Origin of the sequence: Nocardioides sp. NPDC101246, assembly GCF_044767415.1 — a bacterium.
Lineage (GTDB): Bacteria > Actinomycetota > Actinomycetes > Propionibacteriales > Nocardioidaceae > Nocardioides.
This window is the reverse complement of record NZ_JBIWNX010000009.1, coordinates 24303-49117: the sequence shown is the minus strand read 5'-3', so window position 1 is coordinate 49117 and position 24815 is coordinate 24303. Positions and strand designations below refer to the sequence as shown.

The 24815-nt window shown below is 69.3% G+C and carries 21 protein-coding genes; 10 read left to right on the top strand and 11 right to left on the bottom strand.

Going from position 1 to position 24815, the window contains the following annotated elements; genetic code table 11:
* Positions 1–3: 3 nt before the first annotated feature.
* The 4 genes from ligK to ACIRON_RS17605 form a co-directional block, all read right to left on the bottom strand.
* Complete coding sequence (gene ligK, locus ACIRON_RS17620) at positions 4–687, bottom strand: 4-carboxy-4-hydroxy-2-oxoadipate aldolase/oxaloacetate decarboxylase (RefSeq protein ID WP_402993839.1); 684 nt, start codon at positions 685–687, stop codon at positions 4–6.
* A gap of 28 nt (positions 688–715) precedes the next feature.
* Positions 716–1753, bottom strand: coding sequence for an amidohydrolase family protein (locus tag ACIRON_RS17615; RefSeq protein WP_402993837.1), 1038 nt, complete (start codon positions 1751–1753; stop codon positions 716–718).
* Positions 1750–2877 carry a 4-oxalomesaconate tautomerase gene (locus ACIRON_RS17610; protein WP_402994258.1) on the bottom strand — a complete coding sequence of 376 codons (1128 nt, stop codon included), beginning with the start codon at positions 2875–2877 and terminating at the stop codon, positions 1750–1752. The genes ACIRON_RS17615 and ACIRON_RS17610 overlap by 4 nt, the downstream gene beginning before the upstream one ends.
* A 101-nt stretch (positions 2878–2978) precedes the next feature.
* Entirely contained in the window at positions 2979–3449 is a 471-nt protein-coding gene (locus ACIRON_RS17605) for an Lrp/AsnC family transcriptional regulator (protein ID WP_402993835.1), read from the bottom strand.
* Between the two features lie 119 nt (positions 3450–3568).
* On the opposite strand from ACIRON_RS17605, the gene hppD reads away from it, so the two are divergent.
* On the top strand, positions 3569–4774 hold the full coding sequence (gene hppD, locus ACIRON_RS17600) for a 4-hydroxyphenylpyruvate dioxygenase (protein WP_402993833.1): 1206 nt from the start codon (positions 3569–3571) through the stop codon (positions 4772–4774).
* Positions 4775–4884: 110 nt separating this feature from the next.
* Here hppD and ACIRON_RS17595 read toward each other — a convergent pair whose 3' ends face one another.
* Positions 4885–6690, bottom strand: coding sequence for a bifunctional sugar phosphate isomerase/epimerase/4-hydroxyphenylpyruvate dioxygenase family protein (locus tag ACIRON_RS17595; protein WP_402993831.1), 1806 nt, complete (start codon positions 6688–6690; stop codon positions 4885–4887).
* An 82-nt stretch (positions 6691–6772) separates the two neighbouring features.
* Between ACIRON_RS17595 and ACIRON_RS17590 the strand changes: the two genes are divergently transcribed.
* The 3 genes from ACIRON_RS17590 to ACIRON_RS17580 all read left to right on the top strand — a co-directional run bounded on the left by ACIRON_RS17590 (position 6773) and on the right by ACIRON_RS17580 (position 9811).
* Positions 6773–7396 (top strand): TetR/AcrR family transcriptional regulator, encoded by a 624-nt coding sequence (locus ACIRON_RS17590; protein ID WP_091047005.1) that lies wholly within the window; start codon positions 6773–6775, stop codon positions 7394–7396.
* Positions 7397–7528: 132 nt separating this feature from the next.
* The gene (locus ACIRON_RS17585) at positions 7529–8389 is read left to right on the top strand and encodes a shikimate dehydrogenase (protein WP_402993829.1); all 861 of its coding nucleotides are present in this window, start codon (positions 7529–7531) and stop codon (positions 8387–8389) included.
* 90 nt (positions 8390–8479) lie between these two features.
* Positions 8480–9811 (top strand): MFS transporter, encoded by a 1332-nt coding sequence (locus tag ACIRON_RS17580; RefSeq protein ID WP_402993827.1) that lies wholly within the window; start codon positions 8480–8482, stop codon positions 9809–9811.
* Between the two features lie 121 nt (positions 9812–9932).
* Here ACIRON_RS17580 and ACIRON_RS17575 read toward each other — a convergent pair whose 3' ends face one another.
* The 3 genes from ACIRON_RS17575 to ACIRON_RS17565 form a co-directional block, all read right to left on the bottom strand.
* The gene (locus ACIRON_RS17575) at positions 9933–10880 is read right to left on the bottom strand and encodes an RNA polymerase sigma-70 factor (protein ID WP_402993825.1); all 948 of its coding nucleotides are present in this window, start codon (positions 10878–10880) and stop codon (positions 9933–9935) included.
* A gap of 89 nt (positions 10881–10969) precedes the next feature.
* Positions 10970–12151 carry an NAD(P)/FAD-dependent oxidoreductase gene (locus ACIRON_RS17570; protein WP_402993823.1) on the bottom strand — a complete coding sequence of 394 codons (1182 nt, stop codon included), beginning with the start codon at positions 12149–12151 and terminating at the stop codon, positions 10970–10972.
* 94 nt (positions 12152–12245) lie between these two features.
* Complete coding sequence (locus tag ACIRON_RS17565) at positions 12246–12818, bottom strand: TetR/AcrR family transcriptional regulator (protein WP_402993821.1); 573 nt, start codon at positions 12816–12818, stop codon at positions 12246–12248.
* A 167-nt stretch (positions 12819–12985) separates the two neighbouring features.
* Here ACIRON_RS17565 and ACIRON_RS17560 point away from each other — a divergent pair, with 167 nt between their 5' ends.
* The 3 genes from ACIRON_RS17560 (at position 12986) to betT (ending at position 18439) form a co-directional block, all read left to right on the top strand.
* Complete coding sequence (locus ACIRON_RS17560) at positions 12986–14479, top strand: aldehyde dehydrogenase family protein (protein WP_402993819.1); 1494 nt, start codon at positions 12986–12988, stop codon at positions 14477–14479.
* Between the two features lie 3 nt (positions 14480–14482).
* The gene (gene betA / locus ACIRON_RS17555) at positions 14483–16219 is read left to right on the top strand and encodes a choline dehydrogenase (RefSeq protein ID WP_402993817.1); all 1737 of its coding nucleotides are present in this window, start codon (positions 14483–14485) and stop codon (positions 16217–16219) included.
* 72 nt (positions 16220–16291) lie between these two features.
* Positions 16292–18439, top strand: a complete 2148-nt coding sequence (betT, locus tag ACIRON_RS17550; protein WP_402993815.1) for a choline BCCT transporter BetT — start codon at positions 16292–16294, stop codon at positions 18437–18439.
* Here betT and ACIRON_RS17545 read toward each other — a convergent pair.
* From ACIRON_RS17545 to ACIRON_RS17535, 3 genes are all read right to left on the bottom strand, one after another.
* Positions 18420–18989, bottom strand: a complete 570-nt coding sequence (locus ACIRON_RS17545) for a Uma2 family endonuclease (RefSeq protein ID WP_402993813.1) — start codon at positions 18987–18989, stop codon at positions 18420–18422. The two genes, betT and ACIRON_RS17545, sit on opposite strands and share 20 nt — an antisense overlap.
* Positions 18990–19827: 838 nt before the next feature.
* Positions 19828–21102 carry a DUF222 domain-containing protein gene (locus ACIRON_RS17540; RefSeq protein WP_402993811.1) on the bottom strand — a complete coding sequence of 425 codons (1275 nt, stop codon included), beginning with the start codon at positions 21100–21102 and terminating at the stop codon, positions 19828–19830.
* A 380-nt stretch (positions 21103–21482) separates the two neighbouring features.
* Positions 21483–21878: a hypothetical protein gene (locus ACIRON_RS17535; RefSeq protein WP_091047031.1), complete on the bottom strand. Its 396-nt coding sequence runs from the start codon at positions 21876–21878 to the stop codon at positions 21483–21485.
* A 105-nt stretch (positions 21879–21983) separates the two neighbouring features.
* On the opposite strand from ACIRON_RS17535, the gene ACIRON_RS17530 reads away from it, so the two are divergent.
* From ACIRON_RS17530 to ACIRON_RS17520, 3 genes are read left to right on the top strand one after another with little or no spacing between them, the layout of a single operon-like run.
* On the top strand, positions 21984–23198 hold the full coding sequence (locus tag ACIRON_RS17530) for a homogentisate 1,2-dioxygenase (protein WP_402993809.1): 1215 nt from the start codon (positions 21984–21986) through the stop codon (positions 23196–23198).
* Complete coding sequence (gene fahA, locus ACIRON_RS17525) at positions 23195–24382, top strand: fumarylacetoacetase (RefSeq protein WP_402993807.1); 1188 nt, start codon at positions 23195–23197, stop codon at positions 24380–24382. Before ACIRON_RS17530 ends, fahA begins: the two co-directional genes overlap by 4 nt.
* The gene (locus tag ACIRON_RS17520; RefSeq protein ID WP_402993805.1) at positions 24379–24768 is read left to right on the top strand and encodes an acyl-CoA thioesterase; all 390 of its coding nucleotides are present in this window, start codon (positions 24379–24381) and stop codon (positions 24766–24768) included. The genes fahA and ACIRON_RS17520 overlap by 4 nt, the downstream gene beginning before the upstream one ends.
* Positions 24769–24815: the final 47 nt, after the last annotated feature.

Below are 24815 nucleotides of genomic sequence, written 5' to 3'. Positions count from 1 at the left end.
GGATCAGTCCTTGTAGGTGAGGCCGAGCTCGGCGAGCTTCGGGCGCATGTCGTAGATGTCGAGGCCGAGCTCTCCCTGTTGGAAGCGGGTGCGCTTGCCGGCCTCGGCGTCCTCGCGGCGGCGGGCGGCTTCGGCGACCTCGGCGGCACGGGCGGCCGGTACGACGACCACGCCGTCGGCATCGGCGACGACGACGTCTCCGGGGTTGACCAGCGCGTTCGCGACGACGACCGGGACGTTGACCGAGCCGAGGGTCGCCTTGACGGTGCCCTTCGCGTTGATCGCGCGGGAGAAGACCGGGAAGTCCATCTCGCGCAGCTCGTCGACGTCGCGGCAGCCGCCGTCGATGACCAGCCCGCGGGCGCCGCGGCTGCGCAGCGAGGTGGCCAGCAGCTCGCCGAAGAAGCCGTCCTCGGACTCGGTCACGCAGCCGGCCACGACGACGTCGCCCTCCTGGACCTGCTCGGCGGCGACGTGCAGCATCCAGTTGTCACCGGGCTGGAGGAGCACCGTCACGGCCGTGCCGCACAGCCTCGCGCCCTCGTAGACGGGGCGGACGTAGGGCCGCAGCAGCCCGAGCCGTCCCATCGCCTCGTGGATGGTCGCGACACCGAACTGCGCCAGGGCGTCGACGGCCGCGCGGTCGGCGCGCTTGATGGTGGTGTGGACTACTCCGAGCTCGTGCACTGTGTTGATCTCCTTGTCGGGGGCGCGCTCAGCGGCCCTGGTCGGCGAGTCGCCGGTCCAAGAGCGGGTAGACGCGGCGGGCGTTGGTCTCGGTCAGGGCGGCCAGGTCGGCCTCGGTGAGGCCGTGATCGGCGGCGTACGTCTCGACGTAGCGGCGGGTGTCGTCGAAGTGGTGGCCGGTGTCCGGGTCGATGCCGCGGACGGCGCCGATCATCTCCGAGGCGAACAGGACGCTGCTGTGCGGGACGACGTCGAGGAGGAGGTCGATCCCGGGCTGGTGGTAGACGCAGGTGTCGAAGAAGACGTTCCTCATCAAGGTCTCCCGCGGATCCGGACGGCCGAGAGCCTGGGCGAGACCGCGGAACCGGCCCCAGTGGTAGGGGACCGCGCCGCCGCCGTGCGGGATCACCAGGCGCAGGTCCGGGAAGTCGGCGAACAGGTCGCCGCTCAGCAGCTGCATGAACGCGGTCGTGTCGGCGTTGAGGTAGTGGGCGCCGGTGGTGTGGAAGGCCGGGTTGCAGCTGGTGGAGACGTGGATCATCGCCGGTACGTCGAGCTCGGAGAGCTTCTCCCAGATCGGGTACCAGGATCTGTCGGTGAGGGGAGGCGCCGTCCAGTGGCCGCCGGACGGGTCGGGGTTGACGTTGACGGCGACGGCGCCGAGCTCGGTGACGGCGCGCTCGATCTCGGCGACGGTCGTGGCCGGGTCGACACCGGGCGACTGCGGGAGCATGGCGCCCGCCGCGAACCGGTCCGGGTAGAGCTCGGCCACCCGGGCGCACAGGTCGTTGCAGATCCGCGCCCACTCCGTGGAGGTCTCCAGGTCGCCGATGTGGTGGGCCATGAACGAGGCCCGCGGGGAGAAGACGGTCAGGTCGATGCCACGCTCGTCCATCTGGCGCAGCTGGTTGGCCTCGATCGTCTCACGGATCTGGTCGTCCGAGATCCGCGGCCCGGCCGGGTCCGGCGTGGCGCCGGGGTCGGTCAGCGCCGCGACCTGGGCGTCGCGCCACTCGCCCAGCGGAGCCGGCGCGGTCGTGTAGTGGCCGTGGACGTCGATGATCATGCGGGGGTCTCCTGGGTCCAGAGGGAGCTCGGGACCATGGCCTGACCGGCCATGATCAGCCGAGCCGTACGCAGCAGGGCGGATCGGGTCACGCGGGTCGGGTCGTCCGGGTCGAGCCCCAGCGTCACGCTGAACTCGCCGGTGGGGTGCTCGACGCTGAGCGTGGTCTCCGAGCCGTCCGGTGTCGTGGTGACCGGCGGCAGCACCGCGAGGTCGTACGCCACCGAGCCCGGCAGCACCGCCGCGGTGGCCGCGGTGACGGCGGCCAGGACACCGATCGAGCGATGGGTGCGGTGGGGGATCAGGCTGCGGGTGCCGATCGCGCCGCCGTGCCTCGGGGCGGAGACGAGCGTCATCTTGGGATAGCTCTTCTCGGTGACGTCGCCCAGGCCCATCGCGTGGCCGGCGACGATCCGCAGCGCCTCGATCCGCGCCCGGAGCGCGTCGTCGGCGTCGATCTCCTCGGGGCTCTCGGCGCCGGTCGCGCCGAGGTCTCGGGCGTCGACGACCACCAGCGGCTGACCGTTGTCGATCAGGGTGACGTCGATCGCGCCGAGGTCGGGGACGTCGAGGGTGTCGCGTACGTTGCCGGTCGGCAGCAGGCTCCCGGCCACCGAGCCGGCGGTGTCGAGGAACCCGATCCGCACCGGCGCCGCGGTGCCGGGGACGCCGTCGATGCGGGCCTCGCCGTCGTAGCGTACGAAGCGCTGCCCGTCCGGGCCGGCAGGCGTCCGCACCGTGATCTCGGCGACCGCACCGGTGTTGCGGGTGAGGACCCGGGCCGTGGTGGTGTCGCTGTCGGGGACTACCATCCCGGTCTCGATCGCGAACGGCAGCACCGCGGCCAGCATGTTGCCGCAGTTGGGCGTCGTGTCGACCCGGTCCGAGTCGGGCTGCAGCTGGGCGAAGGTCCATTCCACATCGATGCCATCGCGCCCCGGCGCGACGATGCCCGCCTTGCTGGTCAGCGGGTGACCGCCACCCAGCCCGTCGACCTGGAGCGGGTCGGGCGAGCCCATCACCGCCAGCAGCACCGCGTCGCGCTGCGCGGTGTCGGCCGGCAGGTCGCGGGCGTCGAAGAACGGGCCGCGGGAGGTCCCGCCGCGCATGAGGAGACACCGCACGGGTGTCTGGGGTCGGGGGTATGGGGCATGACGCACGTCACAGACGATAGATCATCAACAAGATTGTTAGCAATCTCGTCGACAAAAGTCTCAGCGGGTGGTCAGCGCGGCGTGGCTCCGGTGCGCAGCAGGTCGAGGGTGCGCGGCTCGATGAGGGTGGAGAGGGTGACCACGCTGGTCGAGCGGACGACGGCGTGGGACTGGTCGATGCGTACGAGCACCTCCTGGAGCTTCGCGTGCGACCCGGTCGCGACCTTGCAGAAGACGTCGAAGGAGCCGGTGGTGACGTACGCCTCCAGCACCTCGGGGATCTCGGCGAGGTCGCGGCGTACGTCCTCGAGTGCTCCCTGGGAGATCTCCAGGGTCACGAACGCCTGCACCGTGTGGCCGGCGGCGGCCGGGTCGATCGTCGGCGCCCAGTCGCGGATCACGCCCGCCTCGGCCATCTTGCGCAGCCGGCTCTGCACGGTCGCGCGGGCGACGCCGGCGACCCGGGAGAGCTCGAGGTCGCCGACTCGCGGGTGGGCGTGCAGGGTCTCCAGGAGAGTGACGTCGAGGTCATCGAGGTTCATGGTCCGATGATAGACAGGTTGCCTAGTCAGAGCCGGTTGAGGCTGGTCCGATCTGACAGATTGACCAGTGTCCAGTGGTCAACTTGTTTGGTGTGAGTCGGCCCACTTGACTTGCCCGCATGACGCTTGCAGACACCCTGACCAACCAAGAGAAGCTGGCCGGACTCGGGCTGGCCGAGCTGGAGCAGCTCGTCGGCCTGGTGGCCTACGACGACACCTCCGACCCCTTCCCGGTCACCGGCTGGGACGCGGTCGTGTGGGCTGTCGGCAACGCCACCCAGACCGCCCACTTCTTCCAGAGCGCCTTCGGCATGGAGCTGGTCGCCTACTCCGGTCCCGAGACCGGCAACCGCGACCACCACTCCTATGTGCTGCGCAGCGGGGGAGTGCGGTTCGTGATCAAGGGCGGCGTCGCGCCGGAGAGCGAGATCATCGCCCACCACGCCCGCCACGGTGACGGCGTCGTCGACATCGCCCTCGAGGTGCCCGACGTCGACCGCTGCATCGAGCACGCCCGCAAGCAGGGCGCCCGCGTCGTGGAGGAGCCCCACGACGTGAGCGACGAGCACGGCACCGTACGCATCGCCGCCATCGCCACCTACGGCGAGACCCGTCACACGCTCGTCGACCGGTCCGGCTATGACGGCCCCTACCTGCCCGGCTACGTCACCCGCACCTCGACGCTGAAGAAGCCCGAGGGCGCCCCGAAGCGCCTCTTCCAGGCCCTCGACCACGTCGTCGGCAACGTCGAGCTGGGCAAGATGGACGAGTGGGTCGACTTCTACGGCCGCGTCATGGGCTTCACCAACATGGCCGAGTTCATCGGCGATGACATCGCCACCGACTACTCCGCGCTGATGTCGAAGGTCGTCGCCAACGGCAACCACCGGGTGAAGTTCCCGCTCAACGAGCCGGCCATCGCCAAGAAGAAGTCGCAGATCGACGAGTACCTGGAGTTCTACCGCGGCCCCGGCGCCCAGCACCTCGCGCTGGCCACCGGCGACATCCTGGCCACCGTCGACGCGCTGCGCGACGCCGGGATCGAGTTCCTCAACACCCCCGACTCCTACTACGAGGACCCCGAGCTGCGCGCCCGGATCGGTGAGGTGCGGGTGCCGATCGAGGAGCTGCAGAAGCGCGGCATCCTGGTCGACCGCGACGAGGACGGCTACCTGCTGCAGATCTTCACCAAGCCGATCGGCGACCGCCCCACGGTCTTCTTCGAGCTGATCGAGCGCCACGGCTCCCTCGGCTTCGGCAAGGGCAACTTCAAGGCCCTCTTCGAGGCCATCGAGCGCGAGCAGGAGCGCCGCGGCAACTTCTGAGCCTGTGACCCTGCGAGGCACGAGCAGGGTCACAACGCGAAGAGATCGAGCGAGCGCGCGGGTGAGCTTGCGAACCCGCGACTGCGGGTCGAGATCCATTGACCTACGTGTCAGCGGTCCGCCTGGGTAACCAGGCGGACCGGGGCATTGCCGGCGCCGTAGCCGTCGTAGCGCTCGCGGCGCTCGACGAGCTCGAAGAAGACCTCGCCGACGGTCTCGGTGTAGCAGTGCAGGTATTCACCCTCGGCGTCACGGTCGTAGAGCAGGTCGAGCTCGCGCAGGGTGGCGACGAGGTCGTCGGCGAGGCCGAAGCGGGCGACGAGGTCGTCGTAGTAGTTGCCCGGCACCTTCAGCGGCCGCAGGCCGCGCTCGCGGGCGGCCGCGACGACCCCGATGATGTCGTGGCAGGCGAGCGCGACGTGCTGGGCGGGGCCCTGCTGGTCGTGGGGGAGCTGTCCGGTGGGAAGCAGGTTGAGCGGAAGGCGTACGCCGCCGGCCGGCGAGCTCATCACCTGGCTGCGGACGAGACCGGACGGGCCGGCGACCTCCTGGGTCGGCTGCGGGGTCAGCGACAGCACGCTGGTGTAGAAGAGGACCGCCTCGTCGAAGCTGTGCCAGGGCTGGACCAGGTTGACGTGGTCGATGTGGGCGCCGTGCCGGTCGCTGCTCGAGGCCCCGCCGTCGAACTCGCCGATCCAGTCCTCGGCGTGGGAGAGGAAGACCTCGGTGCCGTCGGGGGAGGTGAAGGCGCGCAGCGCCTGCTCGCCGGCGTACGTCCTGCGGTGGACCGGCGGCGCCATCAGCCGCGCGGCGCGTTCGGCGGCCGGGTCCGAGTCGGCGACGTCGAAGCCGACCGCGGCGATCCTGGGCTCGGGGGAGGCGCTCGGCACGTCGTTGCACACGATCCGGGCCGAGCCCCAGGTCCACAGGCGCACCTGCTTGCTGCGGTGGCGGCCACCGAAGTCGAAGCCCAGCTGCTCGAGCAGCACCTCGACGCCGGAGGTGTCCGGCGCCTTGATCTCCACGAAGTCGAAGGCCTCCGGCGCGGCCACCTCCGGCAGTCGGGGGAGCGGCCCTACCCGGTGGCCGGCCTCCTCGCCGAGCAGGTCGGCGGTGCGGTCGGCGAGCCAGCGCAGCGATCGCTGCGCCTGCCGCGCGGTGCGGACCGGGTCGGTCTGTCGGAAGGTGTCGTTGAAGACCTCCAGCGACAGCGGTCCGTCGTAGCCGGCGCGCAGCACGTGGCCGAGGAAGGCCGGCAGGTCGAAGCTGCCCTCGCCGGGGAAGAGCCGGTGGTGACGGCTCCAGGAGAGCACGTCCATGCTGAGTGCCGGCGCGTCGGCGAGCTGGAGGAAGAAGATCTTCTCGGCCGCGATGTCCTCGATCTGCTTGGGGTCGTGGCCACGGGAGAGGATGTGGAAGCTGTCCAGGCAGATCCCGACGTTGGGGTGGTCGGCGAGCTCCACGATCCGCCACGAACGCCGGTAGTCGTCGACGAACCGTCCCCAGGCGAGCGCCTCGTAGGCGAGCCGGATGTCGTACGTCGCCGCGAGATCGCCCAGCCGCCGCAGCTGTCCGGCGGAGACCTCGTCGTCGTCGACGGTCGCGGTGCCGACGTTGCTGCACACCAGCATCAGGTCGATGCCGAGCCGGCGCATCAGCCGGAACTTCGCCTCGGCCCGGTGCAGCACGTCGCCGAAGGCGGACTCCTCGACGCCCTCGGCGTCGCGGAAGGGCTGGTAGAGGTCGAGGGTGAGCCCGAGGCGGTCGGCCAGCGCCCGGATCTCCTCGGGGGACTGGGGTGCGGCGATGAGGTCGGGCTCGAAGATCTCGATCGCGTCGAATCCCGCCTCGGCCGCGGCGTACATCTTCTGGACCAGGCCGCCGCTGAGGCAGACGGTGGCGATCGAGGTGCGCATGGGTCTCCGTTCGTGGCTAATGTACGAAACGGTACATACATTGTCGCGTGTTGGGAAGTGGATCGTGCTCTAGGCTCGGGGCATGGTTCAGTCGCGTGATGCCGAACGCACCCGGTCCGAGCTGCTCGAGGTTGCCACCGAGGTGTTCTCGGAGCAGGGCTATTCGGGCGCCCGGGTCGACGAGATCGCCGAGCGCACCCGCACCACGAAGCGGATGATCTACTACTACTTCGGCGGCAAGGAGGGGCTGTTCCTGGCGGTGCTCGAGGCTGCCTACCGCCGGATCCGCGAGCTCGAGCAGAGCCTGCACGCCGGTGATCTCGAGCCGGTCGACGCGATCCGTCGTATCGCCGAGCTCACCTTCGACCACCACGTCAACCACCCCGACTTCATCCGCCTCGTCTCGGTCGAGAACATCCACCGTGGCCGGCACATGGAGAAGGTCGAGTCGCTGCGCGAGCTCGGCGCCCCGGCCGCCAGTGTCCTCGACGAGGTCCTCGCCCGTGGTCGCGCGTCCGGTGAGCTCCGTGCCGACGTCGACGCGGTCGACGTGCACATGATGATCAGCGCCTACTGCGTCTTCCAGGTCGCCAACAGCGCCACCTTCGGCTTCCTGTTCGGTCGAGACATGCTCGCCCCCGAGGTTCGAGAGCGTCACCGCCGCATCCTCGGCGACATCGTCGTCGGCTGGCTCACCGCTCGCTGACACAGGCCCTGAAGAGCCCGTCCCCGCGCCGCGGGGACGGGCTCTTTGCTGTTCGGGGGTTGACGGGCCGGGGCGGGATGTGATCCCCTTCACTCTCGTAACGTACTAGTTCGTACATTAAGGATCACCCAGATGAAGTCTTCGTTTCTTGTCGGCCTGATCGGCGCGGGCGTCGGACCCTCGCTGAGTCCGGCGCTGCACATGCGCGAAGGCTTCGAGCACGGGTTGTCCTACGTCTACAAGACGCTCGACATCACCGATCTGGGGATCCCGGCCGAGGGCGTGGGCGACCTGATGAGGGACGCCCGGCGACTCGGCTTCGACGCGCTCAACATCACCCACCCGTGCAAGGAGCTCGTGATCGAGCACCTCGACCGGCTCGACGAGACCGCGGCCCGGCTCGGTGCGGTCAACACCGTGGTCTTCACCGACGAGGGTGCGGTCGGCTACAACACCGACACGACCGGCTTCGGTCACGCGCTGCGTACCGGGATGCCGGATGCCCCGCTCGGCACCGTCGTGCAGCTCGGCGCGGGAGGGGCGGGCTCGGCCGTCGCTCACGCGCTCGTGAGCCAGGGCGTCGGCCGGCTGGTCATCGCCGACATGGACCTCGACCGCGCGCAGGCGCGCGTGGAGGAGATCCGGCGCCACCACCCGGAGAGCACCGTCGAGGCGAGCCACGTCGACAAGCTGCCGGCGCTCCTCCCCGACGCCGACGGACTGGTCAACTGCACCCCGGTCGGCATGGCCGACCATCCCGGTACGCCGCTGGAGACGAGCCTCCTCCGCCCCGAGCTGTGGGTGGCGGACATCGTCTACAGGCCTCTGGACACCGCGCTGCTGCAGGCGGCGCGTGAGGTCGGCTGCCGGACGCTCCACGGAGGTCACATGGCGGTCTACCAGGCCGTCGACGCCTTCCGGCTGATCACCGGCATCGACCCCGATGCCGAGCGGATGCTCGCCCACCTGCGCGAGCTGGCCGCGGCCGGCTGACCTCTCCCCAAGAAATCGAAGAGCCAGACAAAACTCCACCCCCCCACCCGTCCGCGGTCAGGAACCGCGGGCCTACCCGAGGAGGACCCGATGGCGGGACCTGACACCGAGAACCAAGAAGGCAAGACCCCGGTCCGGGCCGCGCTGGCCAGCTTCATGGGCAGTGCCGTCGAGTACTACGACTTCTTCATCTTCGGCTCTGCCGCGGCGCTGATCTTTCCGCACGTCTTCTTCCCCACAGCCGGCGACGCCGCCCTGGTGATGTCGTTCGCGACCTTCGCCTTCGCGTACGTCGCCCGGCCCGTCGGCGCGGTCTTCGTCGGTCACTTCGGCGACCGGATCGGCCGTCGGAAGGTGCTGCTGTTCACCCTCCTGCTGATGGGTGGCGGCACGTTCCTGATCGGCTGTCTGCCGTCCTACGACCAGGTCGGCTGGCTCGCGCCCGCGCTGCTGGTGTTCTGCCGTCTGCTCCAGGGGCTCTCGGCCGCCGGCGAGCAGGCCGGCGCCAGCTCGCTCACGCTCGAGCACGCCCCCGACGACAAGCGCTCCTTCTACACCTCCTGGACGCTCACCGGCACCCAGGGTGGTCAGATCCTGGCCGCGCTCGTCTTCATCCCGGTCGTCGCGCTGCCGGACGACATCAAGTACAGCATCGGCTGGCGGATCCCGTTCTGGCTCTCCGCGATCGTGGTCATGGTGGCGTTCTTCATCCGCAGCCGCCTCAACGAGACCCCGGAGTTCGAGGAGGCCAAGGCCAACAACGAGGTCGCCAAGCTGCCGCTCGCGGTGCTGCTGCGTGACCACTGGACCGACGTGCTGCGCGTCATCTGCTGCGCCTTCATCGCGGCCGTCTCCACGGTCTTCGGCAACCTGGCCATCGCCTACGGTGTCGCGGTCGGAATGGTCGACTCGATCACGCTGTGGCTGGTCGTCGCGGCCAACGTCGTCGCGCTGTTCACCCAGCCGATGTTCGGCCGGCTCGCGGACCGGATCGGGCGCAAGCCCGTCTTCATCTACGGGGCCGTGTCCAGCGCGGTGCTGATGCCGTTCTACCTGCTCTCGATGAGCCAGGGCAGCGAGCTGCTCGTCTTCGCGCTCGCGATCCTGACCTTCTCGTTCGGCTACGCGGCCGCGAACGCCACCTGGCCGTCGTTCTACGGCGAGATGTTCTCGACCCCGGTGCGGTTCTCCGGCGTCGCGATCGGCACCCAGATCGGCTTCCTGCTGGCCGGGTTCACGCCGTCGATCGTCACCGCCCTGGGTGGCGTGCAGGAGGGCGGCTGGGTCGTCACCGCCGGCTACACCGCGGTCGTCTGCCTCGTCGCCTCGATCGCTGCCCTGACCGCCCGCGAGACCAAGGACGTACGCACCGCCGACCTCGGCCTGCGGCCGTCGCCGACCCCGCAGGGCGCGACGGCCTGACCCCGATCTGCCGAGTCGGCGCATCCTGACACTGATTCCCGCCGAGTCGGCGCGTCATGACGCGCCGACTCGGCGGGTTTTCTGGTCAGGACGAGCCGACTCGGCGGGGTTGGGTTGGGGGTCACTGCCCGCGGCGGTGGCGGTTGCGGCGGCGGACGACGTCCTTCAGGTCGGCGACCGGTCCCAGGTGGCCCAGCTTCTCGGGGTTGGTGACCGAGCGGATCCGCTGGATCTGGCCGTCGAGGATGTCGAGGGTCCAGGTGCCGAGGATGGCGCCGTCGGCGTCACGCAGGATGGCTCCCGGCTCGCCGTTGAGCTCGCGCTGCTCCAGGCGGGCGCCGATGGCGAGCAGCGGCGGCACGGCCGCGATCAGGATGCGCGCGGCCTTCGCCGCACCGAACCGGCCGCCGACGCCACCGGCCATGCCACCACCGTCGTTGACGGTCTCCACGTCTGCCGCGAGCAGTGCCTGGAGCCGGTCGACGTCACCGTCGCGCAGCGCCTCGAAGAACCGGTCCGACAGCTCGACCCGCTTGTGGCGATCGGCCTCGAACCGCGGCTTGCCGTCGTCCATGTGGCGACGGGCCCGCGAGGCGAGCTGACGGCAGGCCGCCTCGGAGCGGTCGACCGCGGCGGCGATGTCGGCGAAGCCGAAGTGGAAGACCTCGCGCAGCACGAAGACCGCCCGCTCCAGCGGGCTGAGCCGCTCGAGCAGCAGCAGCGCCGCCATCGACACCGAGTCGGCCAGCTCCAGCGCGCGCTCCGGGCTGGCATAGATGTCGTCACGCTCGTCGATGCGGGTGTCGGTCGGCAGCGGCTCCGGGAACCACGGACCGACGTACGTCTCCCGCCGCACGCGTGCGGAGCGCAGCACGTCGAGGGAGATCCGGGTGACCACGGTCGAGAGGTAGGCCTTGAGCGATTCGGGCTCGGTCGAGGCCCCCTCCAGCCGGATCCAGGTCTCCTGCACCGCGTCCTCGGCCTCGCTCACGCTGCCGAGGATCCGGTAGGCGATCGAGAACAGCAGCGGGCGCAGCTCCTCGAACTCGATCTCGTTCTCAGGCGTCACGGTGGTCCTCATTTCCAGGCTCGGTAGACATCTTCCATCCTGGGACGAGACAGCGCCCGGGAGTGTGACATCGCGACCTCAGCCGAGGCTCACCGGCTGGGTTCCCGGACCAGCGGCGTGGCCGCTGCCGCCTGGACTCGTGCGGCGCGCGAGCGGTCCTGGAGGCCGAAAGCGGATCCCGGGCGACGTGCTTCCATCTTCAGCACCCAGACCGTGCTGCGGCAGACCAGCTCCTTGACCTTCGCCGCCGGCACGCCCCGGATGCGCCCGGCGACCGCCGAGTCGTCACGGCGGGCGAGGTTCACCAGCCCCAGCCCGCGGCCGATGCTGATGCACTGGCCGACGAACCCGATGCTGACCGGCTCCGGGGTCTCGCCCGCGAGCCGGGCCAGCACCGTCTCCCCGGCCAGCGGCCCGAGCTGGTTGGCGGCCTGGCAGCTCATCCGGTACGCCAGTCCAGACGGTGCCGCGGCATCGCCGGTCGCGACGATCCGGTCGTCGTCGACGCTGGTGAGCGTCTCGTCGGTGATCAGCCGGCCGAGGTCGTCGGTGGACAGCCCGCTGCGGCGCGCCAGGTCCGGCGTGCTGAACCCGGCGGTCCAGATCGTCACCGCGCTGGTCAGCTCCCGGCCGTTGTCGAGGCGTACGCGACCGTCCAGCACCTCCTCGACCCGGGCGCCCTCGACGATGCCGACGCCCAGGCGGCGCAGGTCGCGCTCGGCGACGGCCCGACCCTTCTCGTGCAGCCACGGTCCGAGACGGTCTCCGCAGATCAGCGAGACGTTGCGGCCGGCCTCGGCGAGCTCGGAGGAGACCTCGATCCCGGTCGGGCCACCACCGACGACGACCACCGGAGCATCGGCGGGTGCCGCCTCCAGCGCGGCCTTCAGCCTGGTCGCCTCCTCGTAGGTCGAGATTCCGAAGGCGTGCTCCGCCGCCCCCGCGACCTGGGTCGTGCCGGCGCTGCCGACGGCGTAGACCAGGTAGTCGTACGCCATCTCCTGCCCGCTCCCGAGCTCGATCGTCCGTGCGCCCGCGTCGATGGCGCTCACCGTGTCGACGACCAGACTCACCCGCCCGGCCAGGACGTCCGAGTAGGCGACCACGGCCTCCGAGGACCCCGCGACCAGCTCGTGCAGCCGGATCCGCTCGACGAAGTGCTCGCGCGGGTTGACCAGGGTGATCGCGATGTCCTCGCGCTTGGTGAGCCGGTTGGCGGCCATCACGCCGGCGTACCCGCCACCGATGACGACCACGTGGGGCTTGCTCATGGATTCCTCCTGCTTGTCGAGGTTCATACCCCTAGGACACCGGCGATCGCCGATCCGTGACAGGTTGGAGAAGACGGAACGAGAACCGCGTGGATCAGGCCAGGGCTCCGACGGCGTCCGCCAGATCGTCGACGGACCGTGCGCGCTCCGGGAAGCTGCCGTCGGGGCCGGGGCTGAGCTGGAACCCCATGAAGGCGGCGTCGATGACGTGGGCTGCCCGTTCGGCGACGGCGGCAGCCACTCCGGACTTGGTCAGATGCGCGATGAGACCGCCGATCCACAGCGTGTTGGCCTCCTGGACCGCCGAGACGTACGGCTCCCTGCCGAAGAGCCCGAGCGCCGCCGCCTCCACATAGATCCTGCTGCACCTGTCGCCCTCCATCACCGCCCAGAGGTCATAGACGGCCGAACCCAAGTCCTTGGACGGCTCGAGCGCGGCGACCGTGGCGACCGAGCGCTCGTTGGACGTGCGGAGTACGTCGGCGACCAGCTGGTCCTTGGTGCCGAAGTGGTAGAGCAGGACCCGGTTGCTGGTGCCCAGCTCGGCCGCCAACGGGCGCAGGCTCAGGCCGATCAGGCCGTGCTCGTGGACGTAGTCGGTCGCCAGCTCGGCCCAGGCGGCACGGCGCTGTGGATCTTTGGCGGGCGCGGTGCCAGCGGTCGTCATGCGGCGACTGTAACAACTGGCCGCAGCATTTGTACCGCCTGCAACAAATTTGTACCACTTGCCACAATTTTCTTCTCCAAGCCCTTGACCTGGCCCTTCATGTCCGCACAGGATCATCTGCAATTCATCCGCGGTTGCCTGTTGAGCAATCCGACGCCGGAGGTTGCATGAGCCAGATCTACATCGACGGGCGCTGGTTGCCCGCGCAGTCGGGCGACCAGCGGGAGATCCGCTGTCCGGCCGACGGCGCGGTGGTCGGAACCGTCGCGGAGGCTGGAGCCGACGACACCCGGGCCGCGATCGCCGCGGCGCGGAACGCGTTCGACAGCGGCCAGTGGCCGGCGATGCCGGCGCGGGAGCGCGGCGATCTGCTCCTGAAGGTCGCCGACCTGCTCGAGCGTGACACCGCGATCATCGCCCGGGCGGAGTCGCTCGACACGGGCAAGCGTCTGGTCGAGAGCGAGTACGACGTCGCCGACGTGGTCTCCGTGTTCCGCCACTTCGGCCACGTCGCCACCGAGGAAGCCGGACGTGTGATCGACACCGGGAACGCCGTCGTGAAGAGCCGGATCGTGCACGAGCCGGTCGGGGTCTGCGGTCTGATCACGCCGTGGAACTACCCGCTGCTCCAGGTGGCCTGGAAGGTCGCGCCGTGCCTGGCCGCGGGCAACACCTTCGTGCTCAAGCCCAGCGAGATCACCCCGCACAGTGCGATCCACCTGATGAAGGTGCTCGAGGAGGCGGGGCTCCCGGCGGGTGTCGGCAACCTGGTCCTCGGTGAGGGGCCGACCGCGGGCGCACCGCTGTCCGAGGATCCCCGTGTCGACCTGGTCTCCTTCACCGGCGGCCTGGCCACCGGCAAGCGGCTGATGGCCAACGCCGCCACGACGGTGAAGAAGGTCGCCCTCGAGCTCGGCGGCAAGAATCCCAACATCGTCTTCGCCGACTCCGACCTGGAGACGGCCCTCGACTTCGCGCTGACCGCGGTCTTCCTGCACTCCGGCCAGGTCTGCTCGGCCGGCGCGCGGCTGATCATCGAGGAGTCGATCAAGGACCGCTTCGTCGACGAGCTGGTCGCGCGTGCCGAGCAGATCCGGCTCGGCGGTCCCTTCGACGAGAATGCCGAGACCGGCCCGTTGACCAGCAGCGCCCACCGCGACAAGGTCGAGGCGTACGTCGCGAAGGGCATCGCCGAGGGCGCGACCCTCCGCACCGGCGGCAGGCGCCCCGACGACCCAGCCCTCGCCGGGGGCTTCTACTACCTGCCCACGATCCTCGACGACTGCACCACCGACATGTCGGTCACCCAGGACGAGTCCTTCGGTCCGGTTCTCACGGTGGAGACCTTCACCGACGAGGACGACGCCGTCCGCATCGCCAACGACTCCATCTACGGTCTCGCCGGCGCCGTCTGGACCCGCGACGCCGGCCGCGCCGAGCGGGTCGCCGCCCGGCTGCGGATGGGCACGGTCTGGATCAACGACTACCACCCCTACGTGGCCCAGGCCGAGTGGGGCGGCTACAAGCAGTCCGGCATCGGGCGCGAGCTCGGCCGGGCCGGGCTGGAGGAGTACCGCGAGACCAAGCACATCTGGCACAACATCGACCCGAGCCCCCAGCACTGGTTCGCGCCCCGCGAGACCAGCACGAAGGAGAAGTGAGCGATGCCCGCGACGTACGACTTCGTCATCATCGGCGGTGGATCGGCCGGCTCAGCGCTGGCGAACCGGCTCAGCGCCGACCCGTCCACGAAGGTCCTGGTGCTGGAGGCCGGCCACAGCGACTTCAAGATCGACCCGTTCATCCACATGCCGGCGGCGCTGCCGTTCCCGATCGGGTCGAAGTTCTACGACTGGGGCTACGAGACCGATCCCGAGCCCCACCTGGGCGGCCGCAAGGTCTACCACGCCCGCGGCAAGGTGCTCGGCGGGTCCAGCTCGATCAACGGGATGATCTTCCAGCGCGGCAACCCGATGGACTACGAGCGCTGGGCGGCCGACCCGGGCATGGAGAGCTGGGACTACCGCCACTGCCTGCCCTACTTCAAACGCATGGAGAGCCGCTTCCTCGAGGACGGCACCTCCGGCGCCGACCGGTGGCGCGGCGGCTCCGGCCCGCTCCACCTCGAGCGCGGCCCCGCCTCCAACCCCCTCTTCTCGGCGTTCTTCGAGGCCGCCCAGGAGGCCGGCTACCCGCTCACCGACGACGTCAACGGCTACCGCCAGGAGGGCTTCGCCCCCTTCGACCGCAACGTGAACAACGGCCGCCGCTGGTCGGCCGCCCGGGCCTACCTGCACCCTGTGACGGACCGGCCCAACCTCACCGTCGAGACCTTCGCGCACGCGACGAAGATCCGCTTCGACACCTCCGGCGACGTCCCGCGAGCAACCGGTGTGGACTACGTACGCGGCGTCGGCCGGGCCCGCAAGCCCCACTCCGTCGAGGCGAAGGAGATCATCTGCTGCGGCGGCGCGATCAACACCCCGCAGCTGCTCCAGCTCTCCGGCGTGGGGGAGGAGTCCCTGCTCCGCTCGCACGGGATCGACGTCGTGCACCATCTGCCCGGGGTGGGGGAGAACCTCCAGGACCACCTCGAGGTCTACATCCAGTACGCCTCCAAGCAGCCGGTCTCGATCGCGCCCGGTCTGGTGTGGCACCAGCGGCCCAAGATCGCCTGGCAGTGGCTCTTCGGCAACAAGGGCCTGGGGGCGACCAACCACTTCGAGGGCGGCGGGTTCGCCCGGTCCAACGAGGACGTGGACTGGCCGAACCTGATGTTCCACTTCCTGCCGATCGCGATCCGTTACGACGGCTCGATGGCGCCCGGGCAGGAGAAGGGTCAGCACGGCTACCAGGTGCACATCGGCCCGATGTACGCCGACACCCGCGGCCACGTCCGGATCAGGTCCGAGGACCCCTTCGAGCATCCCTCGATGCTGTTCAACTACCTCTCCACGGCCAACGACCGGCGGGAGTGGGTCGAGGCGGTGCGCGTCGCGCGCGACATCCTCAACCAGCCCGCCTTCGCGCCGTTCAACGCCGGCGAGATGTCGCCGGGGCCGTCGGTGGAGACCGACGAGGAGATCCTCGAGTGGGTCCGCAAGGACGCCGAGACCGCGCTGCACCCGTCCTGCACCGCGGCGATGGGCACCGGCGAGATGGCCGTCACCGACCCGACCTCGATGAAGGTGCACGGCACCGAGGGGCTGCGGGTGGTGGATGCCAGTGTCTTCCCGTATGTCACCAACGGCAACATCTACGCGCCGGTGATGATGGTCGCCGAGAAGGCGGCCGACCTGATCGCGGGCAACACCCCGCTGGCACCGTCCGACGCTCCCTACTACCGCCACCGCGACGACTCGCCCCTGTGGCCGGCGGGAGACCCGCGCAACCAGGCGTGAAAACGCGATCGTGACCCAAGCCGGCGCCGGGCGGACCAGCCTGCCGGGCACCCCAACCGGAGGAGACAGCTCATGCCGGAGACCATCGACCCGTCGCGTACGCCCTTGGGCGAACCTGCTGCGGCCCCAGACGACATCCCCTTGACCAAACCGGAGCTGAACAAGACCGTCTTCTTCGGATCCGCCGGAGTGGTCGTCGCGTTCACTCTCTTCGCTCTGCTCGCGCCGGATACCGCCGGGACCGCGATCGGGCACGTCGTCGGGTGGATCTCGACGTACTTCGGCTGGTGGTACTTCGCGCTGGCTGCGGCACTGATCGCCTTCGTGCTGTTCATCTGCCTGTCCCGCCACGGGCGGGTCCGGCTCGGCCCGGAGGAGTCCCGGCCGGAGTACTCGATGTTCACCTGGACCGCGATGCTCTTCGCGGCGGGCATCGGCGCCGACCTGATGTTCTACTCCGTCGCCGAGCCGGTCTCGCAGTACCTCACCCCACCCACCGGTGAGGGGAACACCATCGCCGCCGCCGAGCAGGCCGTGAACTGGACGCTGTTCCACTACGGCCTCTCCGGCTGGGCGATGTACGCCGTGATGGGCATGGCGCTGGGCTACTTCTCCTTCCGTCACGGGATGCCGCTCTCGATCCGCTCGGCGCTGTACCCGATCTTCGGCAAGCGGGTCCACGGTCGGATCGGTGACGGCATCGACATGGCCGCGGTGCTCGGCACCATCTTCGGCATCGCCACCTCGCTCGGCATCTCGATCGCCCTGCTCAACGCCGGGCTCAACGTCCTCTTCGACATCCCCGAGGGCCGCGGGGCGCAGGTCGGCCTGGTCGTGGTCGCCGTGCTGCTCGGCACCGCCTCGGCGGTCTCCGGGGTCGACAAGGGGATCCGCCGGCTCTCCGAGCTCAACGTGCTGCTGTCCCTGGCGCTGATGCTCTACGTGCTCTTCTCCGACAACACCGCGTTCCTGCTCAACTCGCTGGTGATGAACCTCGGCGACTACCTGGTGCATCTGCCGGGGATGAGCTTCGACACGATGCCGTACGACACCGTGGAGAACCCCGACGTGGGGGTCTGGAAGAACCTGTGGACGCTCTTCTTCTGGGCCTGGTGGGTGGCCTGGTCGCCGTTCGTCGGGCTGTTCCTGGCGCGGATCTCGCGCGGGCGGACGATCCGGCAGTTCCTGGTCGGCGTGATGATGATCCCGTTCGGCTTCATCCTGCTGTGGGTCTCGATCTTCGGTAACAGCGCGCTCGGTCGGATCCGCGGCGGCGACGCCGAGTTCGGCGAGATGACCAACGCCAACTACGCCCAGGGTTTCTACGCCTTCCTCGACAACTATCCGGGCGCGATCGCGCTGGCCGCGCTCGCGACGCTGACCGGCTTCCTCTACTACGTCACCTCCGCCGACTCCGGCGCCCTGGTGATGGGCAACTTCACCTCGCGCCTGCCGCACCCGATGGCGGACTGCTCGATCCCGGTACGCATCTTCTGGTCGTTCGCGATCGGCGCCCTGACCCTCGCCCTGATGTTCGCCGGGGGAGACGCGTGGCTCACCACACTGACCAACGCCACGATCATCATGGGACTGCCGTTCTCGATCGTGCTCGCGCTGGTCGCCGTCGGACTCCACCGCTCGCTACGGCTGGAGTCGTTCAAGACCGACAGCGCGCGGTACTCCCTGCCGGCCGCCATCTCCTCGGCGCGCCTGGTCGGGGCGGCCGACGGCGGCGTACGTCCCTCGCTGTCGCAGCGGCTGCGCCGCTCGGTCACCTACCCGACCGCACGGGACACCGAGCGGTTCATCGGATCCGTCGCGACACCGGTCCTGGAGGAGGTCGCCGCCGAGCTCTGCTCCCACGGGCTCACCTCGACGGTGTCGGAGACCAAGGCCGTACGCGGTGTCCACGGTGTCCACCTGCACACCGAGCTCGAGGACGCCCCGGCGTTCGTCTACAAGCTCACCCCGCAGCCCTGCCCCGCACCGACGTTCGCCGTCGGCCGCGTCTCGGGCGAGTTCTACTTCCGCACCGAGGTCCACCTCGCCGAGGGCACCCAGGGCTACGACGTCAACGGCTACTCACGCGAGCAGCTGATGGGTGACGTCCTCGACCAGTACGAGCGCCACCTCTCCTACCTCCACCTCGTCCAGCAGGAGCAGCTGCCCGCCGAGGTGCCCGAGGTGCCGGTGGCGAACCTCAGCGAAGCAGATCGGTGAGATCGATCTTGACCGGGAACGGCACCGGGACGTCGAGCCGGTCGCGGAAGATCCCGATCGGGACGTAGGCGTTGGTGAGGTCGTCGCGCTCGTAGACATGGATCGCGGGCGCGCCGTCCTCGTTCTCGATGCGCCAGTAGTGGGCGATGCCCGCCTCGGCGTACTTCTGCGGCTTCACCGCCCGGTCGCGGTGCTCGGACTCCGGCGAGACCACCTCGACCACGAGAGCCACCGAGCTCGCATCGTAGAAGGAGGCCTGGTCGGAGATCCGGGTCGTGCTCACCAGCACGTCCGGCTCCGGCCGGTTGCGCCTGTCGAGCACCACCGTCAGCTCCCGATCGACCTCGAACCCGTCGGGCGCCTGCGCCGTCAACGCGTTGGTCAGGGCCGTGACGAGCCGACTGTGCCAGCGGCGCTGCGGTGACATATTGAAGACCAGAGCTCCGTCGATGAGTTCGGTATGACGCGGCGCCTCGACGAGCATGTCGAGGTCTTCGGAGTACCAACCCTCCTCACGGGGAGGGTGCATCCAGTCGGGCAACGCGGTCATGTCTTCGAGGATACCGCCTGATCGCCGGGGCTGGCTGGGTCTCGTTAGGGCGCGCAGAGGTGGTCGTGTCTTCGTGGGGCTGTTTGCCGCCGACCCTTTCCTGGATGGTGTTCTCGGTATCGCCCGGAGTCAAGGACGGCCTTCGGCCGCCGGCTTCGCCGGTCGCCTTCGGCGATCCTTGACACCGGTCGACCCCGAGAATTTTGGCTGTATACAGGGTCGGCGGCAGGGTCTGGTGCGGAGGATTTGGTTGGGTACGGGATTGGGGCCGTGGCTGGCGATGTCCCTGGGCGGCTCGTGCTTCGTGGCTGACCAGGACAGAGGATCCGGCCTTGTGAACCGTTCACAAGAAACGACCGGTGCGCTGTCGTCCGGGTCTGGTGCGCGTCGCTGTACAAGCCGATGACGCTTCGTGAACGGCTTCACAAGCCCAGTCCCAACAACCCGCCGACTCGGCGCTACTGTCCCGCACCCAGGCACCGCTCGGCGCAGCTGCGCAGTGGTGTTGCGGCAGCGTTGGCTGGTGGTACTCCGGCGGGTCGGTCGCGGCGAGCCGGGTGCTCCAACTGAATGCTCCAGTCAGAGACGGTCGCTTCGACGCGGATCCTGCCTGGGGGAGTCGTGGTGATGTGCATGTTCCGGCCGAGAAGAGTTGCGCCGGGCATGGGCGCCGGCCGGGGTCCGCGTTCCTCGCGGGAAGGGCCCGTCGGCCGGGGTGCTTCGGCGGCGGTCGGTCGCGCTGAATCGGGGCGAGCGTGCAGGGATGCCGCTTCGACCGGGCGAAGCGAGGGAAATGGTGCTGTGCGTGATCCGGCGGCCCGCCTATGGGTCCGGCTGTTCAGGGGCGGCGGGTGAACCGGATCGTGCCGTCCGGTAGCCGTTCATGGAGGTACGCCGGGGCGTGTGCCAGGCGGTGATGGTGGAGACAGAGCAGTGCGCCGTCCTTGAGGTCGGTCTTGCCTCCCGCAGCCCACGGATTCAGGTGGTGGGCGTCGCACCATTCGGGTGGCATGTCGCAGCCCTCGGCTTGGCAGCACTTGGCCTGCAGTCGGAGTGCTTTGCGTTGGATGGGTTGGAAGAACCGGCTGGCTCGGCCGGCGTCGAGGACCTCGCTGTCACCGCCGAGGACCCAGGGGATGATGGTGGCGTTGCAGGCCATGCGTCGGGCTTCGGCGGCGGTGATGGTGGTGCCGTTGGTCTCGTTGTAGCCCAGGGTGGCGGTGCCGAGGTCTTTGCGGAGGTCTTCGAGGGAGATGACGACGTTGAGGGTGGTCGCATCGCCGCCGTGGCGGGGCAGCGCGGCGGGGTCGAGGGTCTCCAAGAGCCGGGAGAACCCTTGTCCCATCAACCGCTCCCATGGCGGCAGCGGCGAGCCCTTCTCGACCAGTTGTTGTTTGCGGGGTTGGGCATAGGCCTCGACCAGCCGCTTGAACCGCATCCCGATCGAGACCGGCAGCACGCCGTCGAACCCGACGGTGCCGTCGTGGTTGTCCCAGACCCGCAGGGCGGTCTTCTGCTGGGCTCGTTCCTCTTCGGCGAGCAGGGCCTTGGCTTCGGCGTCCTCGAACCGGGCCGGGTCGATCTCGGCCAGGATCTTCCTGCCGACGATCGCCAGCTCGTTCGCGGTCAACCTGGTGGCGTAGTCCACGAGCAGTTTCTCGGCCAGGGCCAGGTCTTCGGCGCTGGCGATCGGGTCGGCCTCGATCTTGTCCAGGGCCTTGGTGATCACCCGGGCCTTGTCGTGGGAGACCGAGCCGGCGGCAAGGCCATCGGCGACGACCTCGTATCTGGCGACCTTGGTGGCGAGCTTGATCTGGGATCGGGCCACGGCCTTGTCGACCAAGAGTTCGGCGCGCATCCAGGCGGAGGCGTCCTTGTCGCCGGTCTCTTCGGCGATGTCACTGGCCTTGGCCAACACCCGGAGCTTCAGCGCGGCCTGTTGGGTCTGGATCGTCTCCAGACGGGTCAGCAGGTCCTTCTTCGTCGAGGTCCGCCAATAGGCAGGGTCGCTGGCGAGCAGGTCTTGGAGGGAGGACTCGATGGCAGCAAGAGCGGTGTCGATCGCGTCGCCGGGGTTGGTTCCCCAGTGGTCGACGTCGCGCTCGAGACTCATCGTGATCCCTCCCCTCAGAGGTGTGTCGTGATGGGTCTGATTCTACGCCAGCAAGGGATACCTAGCCACCTATAGGTGCAGGTCAAGTGCCACTTTCGCGGTGAGCGAACGACATCGCTTCTGTGGATGGTAAGTGGCCCGAAGGGCCACCCCTCCACCCCCACAAGCCCCACTGATCCCAGCAAGAACCCCTCCGCGCCACACCCGGGCCGCCGCCCCGATAGCCAGCCAAATCTTTTCTCGACGGACCCCGGTGTCAAGGACCGCGAAGCGGCCGGCGAAGCCGGCGGCCGAAGGCCGTCCTTGACTCCGGGGACCGTCGAGAAGACCCTCAAAGCAAGGGTCGGCGGCCCACCCCAGCCACGAAACACCCCCCCAGCTCAGGCGAAGTCCACAAGCCGCCCATCAGCATGCATGACACACCCACGCCCGATCCACGCAACAGCATGCTCCTTGTCCCCGACAGCGATGTACGAGTAGCTCGGCGGCACCCAGACGAGGTCATAGGGGACGCCACCCAAGGCCACCTCCGTGGCACGAACGGCGTCGTCGGAGGGGTCGAGAGTGCGTACGGCCTGCTCGACGGAGTCGAAGTATCTTCGGCCGTCTTCGGAGAGCTCCTTCGCGCACCAGGCACACATGCCCAAGGAGTCGATCTGCTCGGCGGTGGCCCTGATCGGGGCGTCGAGACCGAGGAGCTGGGGGCAGGCCCGGACATGCAGGAGACGACCCGTCGCGTGCGCCACGAAGAGGGTCTCGGGGGTGTCGGAGGGCATCTCCGGAGCCTAGAGGAGGAAGCATGCCCTACCCGGTATCTGACACAAAGTCAGGACGTTCGGCCCCCGTGATCGGTGTGGTCCAGGTCACGTACGATCCGAGGTATGGCGCATTACCAAAAGCGCGGGCAGATCCCGCCCAAGCGGCACACCCAACACCGCGACGGAGAAGGGAATCTCTACTACGAAGAGCTCATGGGCGAGGAGGGGTTCTCCTCGGACTCGTCCCTGCTCTACCACCGCCACATCCCCTCGGCGGTGAAGGACGTACGCATCTGGGAGCTGCCCGACCACGGCACCACCCCCAACCATCCGCTGCGCCCGATGCACCTGGGGCTTCACGATCTCTTCGAAGCCGAGGAATGGAAGAGCCACGACGCGGTGACCGGTCGCCGGCTGGTTCTCGGCAACGGCGACGTACGCCTTCACTATGCGGTCGCGGGGGAGGCCTCGCCGCTCTACCGCAACGCGATCGGCGACGAGTGTGTCTACGTCGAGTCCGGCAGCGGGGTCGTCGAGACGGTCTTCGGAGACCTGGAGGTCGGGGAGGGCGACTACGTGGTGATCCCGCGCGCCACCACTCACCGCTGGGTGCCGGGCGGCGACGCACCACTGCGGGTCTACGCGATCGAGGCCAACTCCCACATCGCCCCGCCGAAGCGCTATCTCTCCCGGTTCGGCCAGTTCCTCGAGCACGCTCCCTACTGCGAGCGGGACCTCCGGCTCCCGACCGATCCGCAGACGGTCGAGGAGAGCGAGGCGGAGGCCCAAGGAATTGAGGTCCTTATCAAGCACCGGGGCCCGGGCGCCGGCGGGATCGCCGGCTCGGTCCACGTCCTCCCGCACCACCCGTTCGACGTCGTCGGCTGGGACGGCTGCCTCTACCCCTACGTCTTCAACATCGCCGACTACATGCCGATCACCGGCAAGGTGCACCAGCCGCCGCCCGCTCACCAGGTCTTCGAGGGCAACAACTTCGTGATCTGCAACTTCGTGCCGCGCAAGGTGGATTACCACCCGCTCGCGGTGCCGGTGCCCTACTACCACTCCAACGTCGACTCCGACGAGGTCATGTTCTACGTCGGCGGCGACTACGAGGCCCGCAAGGGCTCCGGGATCGGCATCGGCTCGATCACGCTCCACCCCGGTGGCCACGCCCACGGCCCACAGCCCGGTGCGACGGAGCGCAGCCTGGGCGCGGAGTTCTTCGACGAGCTCGCGGTCATGGTCGACACCTTCCGGCCGCTCGAGGTCGGCGAGGCGGGTGCCGCGGTCGACGACGGCAAGTACGCCTGGACCTGGGCGGGGGGTCGCCAGTGACCTGGCTGGACATCAAGGACAGTCAGTTCGGCCTCGAGGCGCTTCCGTACGCCACCTTCCGCACCGCCGCGGACCCCTCGCCGCGGCTGGGAGCGAGGATCGGTGACCTGGTGCTCGACGTCGCCGCGGTCACAGGTGTCGGCGAAGGCGGTCTCGACGCGCTGCTCGCCGCCGGGCCGGCCGTCTGGAAGGACGTACGCGCCCAGTTGACCCGGTTGCTCAGCGACCCCGGGAGCGAGGCCGACGTGCGACCGCACCTGGTGCCGCTCGCGGAGGCCGACCTGCTGCTGCCGTTCACGGTGGCCGACTACGTCGACTTCTACGCCTCCGAGCACCACGCCTCCAACGTCGGGAAGATGTTCCGCCCCGACTCCGAGCCACTGACGCCCAACTGGAAGCACCTGCCGATCGGCTACCACGGCCGCTCCGGCACGGTGGTCGTCTCCGGCACCGAGGTGGTCCGGCCGACCGGGCTGCGGAAGACGCCGGACGGGATCGTCGACGGTCCCTCGATCCGGCTCGACATCGAGGCCGAGATGGGCTTCGTGGTCGGCGTCGGCTCGGACCGGGGCACTCCGGTCCCGCTCACCGAGGCTGCCGACCACATCTTCGGGATCACGCTCCTCAACGACTGGTCGGCGCGTGACATCCAGGCCTGGGAGTACGTCCCGCTGGGCCCGTTCCTCGGCAAGTCGTTCGCCACCTCGATCTCGCCGTGGGTCATTCCGCTCGCGGCGCTCGAGGCGGCCCGGGTGAGCCCACCGGAACGCGACGTTCCGCTGACCGGCTACCTCGACGACTCGGCGCTCGAACCCTGGGCGCTCGACCTCGCCCTCGAGGTCAGGCTCAACGGTTCGCTGGTCTCCGAGCCGCCGTACGCCACGATGTACTGGACCGCCCCGCAGATGCTCGCGCACATGACCGCCAACGGCGCCTCGCTCCGTGTCGGCGACCTGTTCGCCAGCGGCACGATCAGCGGACCCGGGCCGGGTCAGCGCGGCTCGTTCCTCGAGCTCAGCTGGTCCGGGGCCGAGCCGTTCAAGCTCGACGACGGCTCCACACGTACGTTCCTGGAAGACGGCGACGAGGTCACGATCACCGCGACGGCTCCCGCGCCGGGCGGCGGCCGGATCGCGCTCGGCGAGGTCAGCGGACGGATCCTGCCCGCGAAGGAGCGCCCATGACGACGGTCTACGAGTTCACCCCCCGCTACCTCGAGGTCGACATGCAGGGGGTGATGTTCAACGGCTGGTACCTCGCCTACGTCGACGAGGCGATGAACCATTTCATCGACGCGTGCGGGGTGCCCTACCCGCGCTGGGAGGAGCTCGGCATCGACGTCCAGCTCGTCCACGCGGACCTGGACTGGAAGGCCGGCATCGGCTTCGGCGACCGGGTCCAGGTGCCGGTGCGCACCACCCGGATCGGCACCAAGAGCTTCACCCTCGAGTTCGAGTTCCGCCGGGGCGAGGAGGTCACCTGCGCCGTCTCGGTCGTCTACGTGGTCGTCGCCGCCGACGGCTCGGGCTCGACCGCCCTCCCGCCGGAGATCGCCGCCGCGATCGAATAGTCGCAAGAACGGTCAAGCGAGCCGGGGATCTCGGGTGTGAGACTCGT